Source organism: Flavobacterium sp. NPDC079362 (genome assembly GCF_050267765.1).
Classification (GTDB): Bacteria; Bacteroidota; Bacteroidia; order Flavobacteriales; family Flavobacteriaceae; genus Flavobacterium; species Flavobacterium azizsancarii.
The window spans coordinates 124,042-130,881 of record NZ_JBNNFM010000013.1; the positions used below are offsets into that span (position 1 = coordinate 124,042).

Consider the following 6,840-nt stretch of genomic DNA (forward strand, 5'->3'; position numbering starts at 1 on the left):
TACTTTCCAAAATTACAATTACAATGAATATTTTTAAAAGTCGTACCAGTAAACCACCTAATAAAGGAAAATCCCGTTTTAGTAAAATTAATGCCTGGCTGCATTTGTGGCTAGGATTAGCGTCAGGAATAATCGTGGTCATTATGGGAATTACCGGTTGTGTCTTGGTTTTCGAACACGAGATCAAAGAATTGACATCGCCGTATTTAAGTGTCGAAGCCCAAAGTCCGGATAAATTATTGCCACCTTCAAAAATCTATGCAGCTGTTCATAAAGCATTACCCAATAAAGAAATTCATGGAGTTTGGTATAATGGTTTAGATAAATCAATTAAGGTCGATATAGAATCGGATTCGTTGATTTATGTAAATCCGTATAACGGCAAAATTACCGGAATGGTGGATCATGAAGATTTCTTTCATATTATGGATGAAGGGCATCGCAATCTTTGGCTGGAGCGCAATATAGGATCACAAATTACAGCCTGGGCAACTTTTATTTTCTTCTTTTTATTGATAAGCGGCTTGATACTTTGGTTTCCTAAAAAGTGGAACAAAACCACCAGAAATACTAGTTTTAAAATAAAATGGGATGCGAAGTTCAAACGTCTGAACTATGATTTGCATAATGTTATGGGATTTTATACGCTGATCTTAGCAATGCTTATTGCTTTTACAGGAATGTTGATGAGTTTTCATTGGCTAAGAGAAAGCACGTACTGGATCAGTGGTGGCTGGGCAGACGAAAAAGAGAAAAAGGAGCAAGTCATTGCCGTTAAAAAAGATACTTTATCCCGGCAACAATTAGATAAATTGGCTGCTGCTGATTTTATATGGAAAAAAGTTCGAACAGAAATTGCTACAGAGAATAAGGAAGCCGTAATCATTCATTTTCCGGATGATCCTCAAGAAGATATTTATGCCTGTACAGATATGAATAAAGGCGTTTGGAGAGATTTATACTTTGATGCTAAAACACTCGAGCTACTCCCAAAGTCTCATAAATATATTGGAGATGAACGTTTCTCAAATTGGTTAATGCGTTCTAATTACAGCCTACATATTGGTGCGATAGGAGGATGGCCAACAAAGATTATTTATTTTGCGGCTAGTTTAATTTGTGCCAGTTTGCCTATTACGGGTTTTTATATCTGGTGGGGCAGAAAGAAAAAGCAGAAACCCAGAGTTTAATTTGGGATCTATTTTACTTGTTATTGTTAGTTAGTTTAAAAGTCTTTTGTGAGAAGTAATCTTCTTCAAAAGACTTTTTTGGGTTTAAAAAGTAAAGGGGAAAGTATCAATTCAAAACTAATATGATTGTCAGACTCAGCGAAGTCCCACATGCTGCATCACTTTGCGGGACTTCGACTTCGCTCAGTCTGACAATATTGTGTATAAACCAATAACATAAAAACAGTGTAAACCCATTTAAATCCGTGTCATCCGCGGCCCATGTTCACTAACATGGGTTAAATTTATTAAAACAGAAAGAGCCTGCTAACTACAACAGGCTCTATTCCATCAAAAAAAAAACAAAAACAAGGGGAAACTAAAGATTCAAAATATTAGATTCTATAAGTAAAGGCTATTGTTGCAATACGATTATCAAGATCATATCTTTTATCGATGCTTGTTTGTGCAATAACCGAATTGATATGGAAATTATTAGTGTTAAAAATGTCAGTAATATTAAGTTTGATGTTGCCTTTTTTAGCTAGTACTTGTTTTGAGATCCCGATACTGAAATCAAAAAATGGATCTCTTTGATAAATACCAAGATTTGATTTTGATTGGTACTGCGCGTTTGCTTCGGCTTTCCAGCTTTCTGTGATTGTAAAGGAGTTTTGCACGCTAAGATTCAAAGTAACAATTGGTTCAATTTTGTCTGTATTAACCACATTGCCCATAAATTTATTTTCGAAAATATTGAAAAGTGTATTTACAGACCACCATTTATAAATTTCGGCAGTATTGGTGATGTTAACTCCGTAATTATACGATTTGTCAACATTTATTTGAGAAGTTACCGTAGTATTGTTATCCGGATTATAGACATAGACCTCAGTAAATATATCTTTGGTCTTGCTGAAATACAACGACGCCATAAAGGCACTTTTCCAGGCATAGCCAATTTCTGCCGAATGTGTGATCTCAGGAACTAAATTTGGATTTCCCTGAGAGTAGTTAAACGAATCATCATAAAAACGAAACGGGTTCAGATCGAACTGGCTTGGTCTGTTGATTCTTTTGCTGTAGGAAGCATGCATCGAATGATTGCTGCTCAATTCATACTTCATAGAAACACTCGGAAACCATTTTAGATAATCGTCCTTATGTTCTTCATTCAGCGTTTTTTGTAAAATATTTATCGCAGTATATTCAGAACGTAAACCAGCCTGAATATTGAACTTTTCCATTTGGTATTTATAATTGGCATAAGCCGCATAAATTTGTTCCTTATATTCAAAATGATTGGTCGAATTAAGGTCAACAATCCATTGGTTGTTGTCATTGTATTCGTAAACAGATGGATTGTCATTGTTCTTTACGCTGGCTTTAAAACCCCATTCAACAGATTGTTTTTCGTTAAGCGGATTTGTAAAATCAACTTTTCCTGTAAAAACTTTTAATTGAGACGGAATAAAACCTCTCCTGTCATTAATATTATTTGTGCTTAGAGGATCTATATTCTTTGCACTCTGAAACTGATTCGATCTGAATTTTGAAGTTTCATATTCAAAATCAAAAGACATATTTTTTCCCTCGGTATTAAATTTATGAACTCCGGAAAAAGCATATGTATAATCATTCCATTTCTCTTTGCTGTCATTATAAGTCGCGGCATCAAATTGTACCTGATCCATAGCATTTATTAAAGTATTTCTACCATTGGCAATATTTTGATAGCGTCCCAATTTTGCATCAACATAAAATTCTAAATTGGTTTTAGCAAAAACTTCATAAGTAGTTCCTATTTTAAAATTGTTAGAAGTCAGTGGCTCATCCGTAGTTGAAGTTTGATGATTATTTGTCAAAAGCGTTTGACGGGTTGCATCAGTATATTGATTCTGGTTGAATTCTTTGCGTTCTTCTTCACCCCTAAAAGTATAGCTGTAGTTTCCGTAAACGCCAAATTTATCTTTATTGTAGCTTAAGTTGGCACCGGAGTTGGTTCTGTTTTTTCTGCCTCTTCCGTAATTGGTAAAAACAGTTCCTTTAAGCCCGCCCGCATTTGGTTTCTTTAAAATAATATTGATAATTCCGGCTTTTCCCGTTGCATCATATTTAGAAGACGGATTCGTAATTACCTCGATTTGTTTGATGTTTGATGAGGTTGTTGATTTTAAATAATTAGCAAGTTCCTTTTGCGAAAGCTGCGTCAATTTGCCGTTGATCATTACGCCAACACCTTGTTGTCCGCGAATCGATAATTCGCCATCCTGAGAGACTACAATGCCCGGAGCACGGGATAAAACATCTAATGCTGTTCCGCCTTCAGACACAATGCTATTTTCTACATTAAAAACCAATCGATCTGATTTTTGAGTATATAAAACTTTCTTTTTTGTAATTACAATCTCGTCTAATGCATTAATCGAAGTTTCGACAATACTATCAGTTTCTTTTTCTGTCTGCGAGTAACCGTAGACCGAAAAGGCAAGCATAAGAGATGTTATAAAATTCTTCATGATATGTGGATTTGTTTTTGGAGTAAGGGTTTTAATGTGATTTTAAATAGAAAAGAATCAATACAATCGTCAAGGTTTTAAATAGAATCTCTACTTTAAAACAATTTGTTCCAGTTTATCAGAAAATATTTTTCGAACATGTGCCAGGCCTTTAAATAGCTTATGAAATTTGATTTTGATAAGGCTGAGTATAGAGAACATTAGAGTGGTATTTTTGAAGTTTCAGTTTTCAAATATAACACTATTTATATTAAGTCTAAATAAATATAGTTAAAATTTACAACGAAAAACCTAAATAGTTGATAATTAAGGATTCGTGATATGGCGAAAAAAGAATAAATTGTAGACAAACAGTGTAATTGGGGCGAAAACCCTAAGAAAATAAGGTGCTGAGGTTTTAAGGAAAAGGAGGGATACTAAACAATATTTAACACAAAAAGCCAATTCTTTTAAATAAAAAGAATTGGCTTTTGATGTAAACTGAGACCGTAAACTGAGACCGTAAACTGAGACCGTAAACTGAGACCGTAAACTGAGACCGTAAACTGAGACCGTAAACTGAAAACTTACTTAGTAATTTCTCTAAAAACAGCTTCCAGATTTTTATTTTTCTGATTGAGTTGTAATGTTTTTAAGCCATTTGCATTTGCAAAGTCAAAAATTGCAGGACGCATATCTTTTTCGGCAACAAATGTCAATTCCCAAGTCATATCGTGGATATTTTTGTATGAAGTAATGTTTTCCAGCCTTGCTAACAGTTGTTCTTCGATCTGATAATCAAATTCTACTTCGATTACTTGTTCTTTGTTTTCAGATACCAAATGATCCAGTTTTTTATCGGCAACAATTTGTCCTTTGTCAATAATAATGACACGATCGCAAATCGCTTCGACTTCCTGCATAATATGAGTAGATAAAAAAACCGTTTTATCTTTTCCCACGTTTTTAATTACATTTCGAATTTCCATTAACTGATTCGGGTCGAGCCCAGTAGTTGGCTCATCCAGGATCAAAACATCAGGATTATGCAATAAAGCATTGGCAAGTCCCACACGCTGGCGATATCCTTTAGACAATTGCCCTATTTTTTTATGACTTTCGGCTGACAGTCCTGTCAGTTCAATAACTTCTTCGATTCTTAATTTAGGAACCTTATAAACATCGGCATTAAAAGCCAAATACTCACGAACATACAAATCAAGATACAACGGATTATGTTCCGGTAAATAGCCAATAGAACGTTGAACCGCCTTGGTATCCGTCATGACATCATGACCATTTACAAGGGCCGAGCCGCCATCTGCAAGTAAATACGTAGTCAAAATTTTCATCAGGGTAGATTTTCCTGCTCCGTTTGGACCAAGAAATCCAACAATTTCGCCTTTTTGAATCGAGAACGAAATCGAATTTAGTGCTTTCTGAGTTCCGTAACTTTTTGATATGTTGTTTACTTCTATCGACATGACTTTTTATTTGCTACAAAAGTAAACAGAAATAGTTTTGATTACTAAATTTTGTCTTTCAAAGAATTGAATTTAAAATTGAATTCTCAGTAAACAGTGGCATCTTTATTGTTAAAGGACTATTAAAATTAATAAATATCACAATGAAAAAAATGTTAGTCGTTCTTGCATTGGCTATGGTAAGCTTTGCAAATGCTCAAAAAGGGTCTATTTTAGTAATGGGAAGTATTGAGTACAATTCTCAAAATGTATCAAATTCAGGTTCTGAAACTAAAGCGAATTCTTTTGGTTTTGCTCCTAAAGTAGGATACCAATTTCACCAAAACTGGACTGCAGGTATCGAGGCAGGTGTTGGAACTACAAAAAGAGAATTTGGTAATACGGAGAACAAAGTAAATAATTTCTCATTAGGTGGTTTTTTACGTTATTCTATGCCTTTAAATCAAACTTTTTCTGCTTATGCTGATTTAGGAGTTGGTTACCAAGACAGAAAAATAACGAATACTGTTGGGAATACTTCTACTATTAATAAAGGAGACGGATTTTATGTTGGAGTTACGCCGGCAATTTTCATCAATGTTAATAAAGGATTTGGTTTAAACTTCAATATTGGAGGTTTAGGTTATAATAACTTAAATTATGACGGAAATAACGGAAACGGAGATAACGTTAAAAACTTTAATTTCACTTTCGGAAAAGCATTTTCTGTAGGGATTTCAAAGAATTTCTAAGTTTTAGAAATATATTTCAATTTCGAAAAAGCATCCGCCGCGGCGGATGCTTTTTTTGTTTTAAACTATTTTGTATACAGAAGTTAAGTCATTGTTTTTGACTTGTTTCGTTGAGGGTGATTGTTTTAACAAATTGTTAATAAATGTGTTGCAGTTCGATACTGGTATTTTAGTTGTTGTGTTTAAGTAAAATTTAAACACATATTACATATGAAAAAAATGCTACTTATTCTTGCATTGGCTATGTTTAGCTTTGCAAATGCCCAAAAGGGAACTGTTTTAGTGGGCGGAAATATTGGTTATTCCTCTGAAAATATTGATCAGGAAGTCGAGAGCAGAAAATCAAATTTATTTAGTTTTTCTCCAAAAGTGGGTTATCAGTTTCATGATAACTGGACAGTTGGTGTTGAATTTGGATTGTCTTCATCAAAATCTTCACTTTCTTTACTAAATAATAATTTAGGAGAATCAGAATCAAAATTTAATACTTTAAAAGTGGGAGCATTTTTGCGTTATACCATTCCTTTGAGTGAAACTTTTTCAGTATTTGCCGATTTGGGAGTTGGTTTCCAGAATCAAAAAGACAAAAGTTATAATACTGGGGCGCTTGTTTCAACTAGTAAAGCAGACGGTATATATGCCGGAATAACTCCGTCTCTTTTTATTAATATGAAAAAAGGTTTTGGCCTAAACTTTAGTATTGGTGGTTTAGGGTATGAAACATTAAGCTTTGATACTAGTGATACTAATGTTCGCACATTCTATTTCAATTTTGGAAAAACAGTTAATATTGGAGTTTCTAAAAACTTCTAGTATTAGCTAGATATTCTATTGCAAAAAAGCATCCGCCGCCGCGGATGCTTTTTTTGTTGTGTGCCCAGCATGGGCGATAACTCTAGGGTGTAAGTCCCGAACACGCCTTTACAGTGGGAAGTGTTAGCTGAATGCAAGGGTGTCC

Annotated in this window: 5 protein-coding genes; 3 read left to right on the forward strand and 2 right to left on the reverse strand. The window is 34.2% G+C overall.

Features of this window, described 5'->3' with window-relative positions:
• Nucleotides 1-23: 23 nt before the first annotated feature.
• A complete protein-coding gene (locus tag ACQKCJ_RS13305) occupies nucleotides 24-1,190 on the forward strand; it encodes a PepSY-associated TM helix domain-containing protein (RefSeq protein WP_271338539.1) in 1,167 nt (388 codons plus the stop codon).
• A gap of 374 nt (nucleotides 1,191-1,564) precedes the next feature.
• Here the strand turns inward: ACQKCJ_RS13305 and ACQKCJ_RS13310 are convergent, their stop codons facing one another.
• Together ACQKCJ_RS13310 and gldA are read right to left on the reverse strand one after the other, a co-directional pair.
• Nucleotides 1,565-3,688, reverse strand: coding sequence for a TonB-dependent receptor domain-containing protein (locus tag ACQKCJ_RS13310; protein ID WP_427402157.1), 2,124 nt, complete (start codon nucleotides 3,686-3,688; stop codon nucleotides 1,565-1,567).
• A gap of 566 nt (nucleotides 3,689-4,254) precedes the next feature.
• Nucleotides 4,255-5,151, reverse strand: a complete 897-nt coding sequence (gene gldA / locus ACQKCJ_RS13315; protein ID WP_271338541.1) for a gliding motility-associated ABC transporter ATP-binding subunit GldA — start codon at nucleotides 5,149-5,151, stop codon at nucleotides 4,255-4,257.
• A gap of 143 nt (nucleotides 5,152-5,294) precedes the next feature.
• Here gldA and ACQKCJ_RS13320 point away from each other — a divergent pair, with 143 nt between their 5' ends.
• Together ACQKCJ_RS13320 and ACQKCJ_RS13325 are read left to right on the forward strand one after the other, a co-directional pair.
• Nucleotides 5,295-5,882: an outer membrane beta-barrel protein gene (locus tag ACQKCJ_RS13320; RefSeq protein ID WP_271338542.1), complete on the forward strand. Its 588-nt coding sequence runs from the start codon at nucleotides 5,295-5,297 to the stop codon at nucleotides 5,880-5,882.
• Between the two features lie 210 nt (nucleotides 5,883-6,092).
• Nucleotides 6,093-6,695, forward strand: coding sequence for an outer membrane beta-barrel protein (locus ACQKCJ_RS13325; protein WP_271338543.1), 603 nt, complete (start codon nucleotides 6,093-6,095; stop codon nucleotides 6,693-6,695).
• Nucleotides 6,696-6,840: the final 145 nt, after the last annotated feature.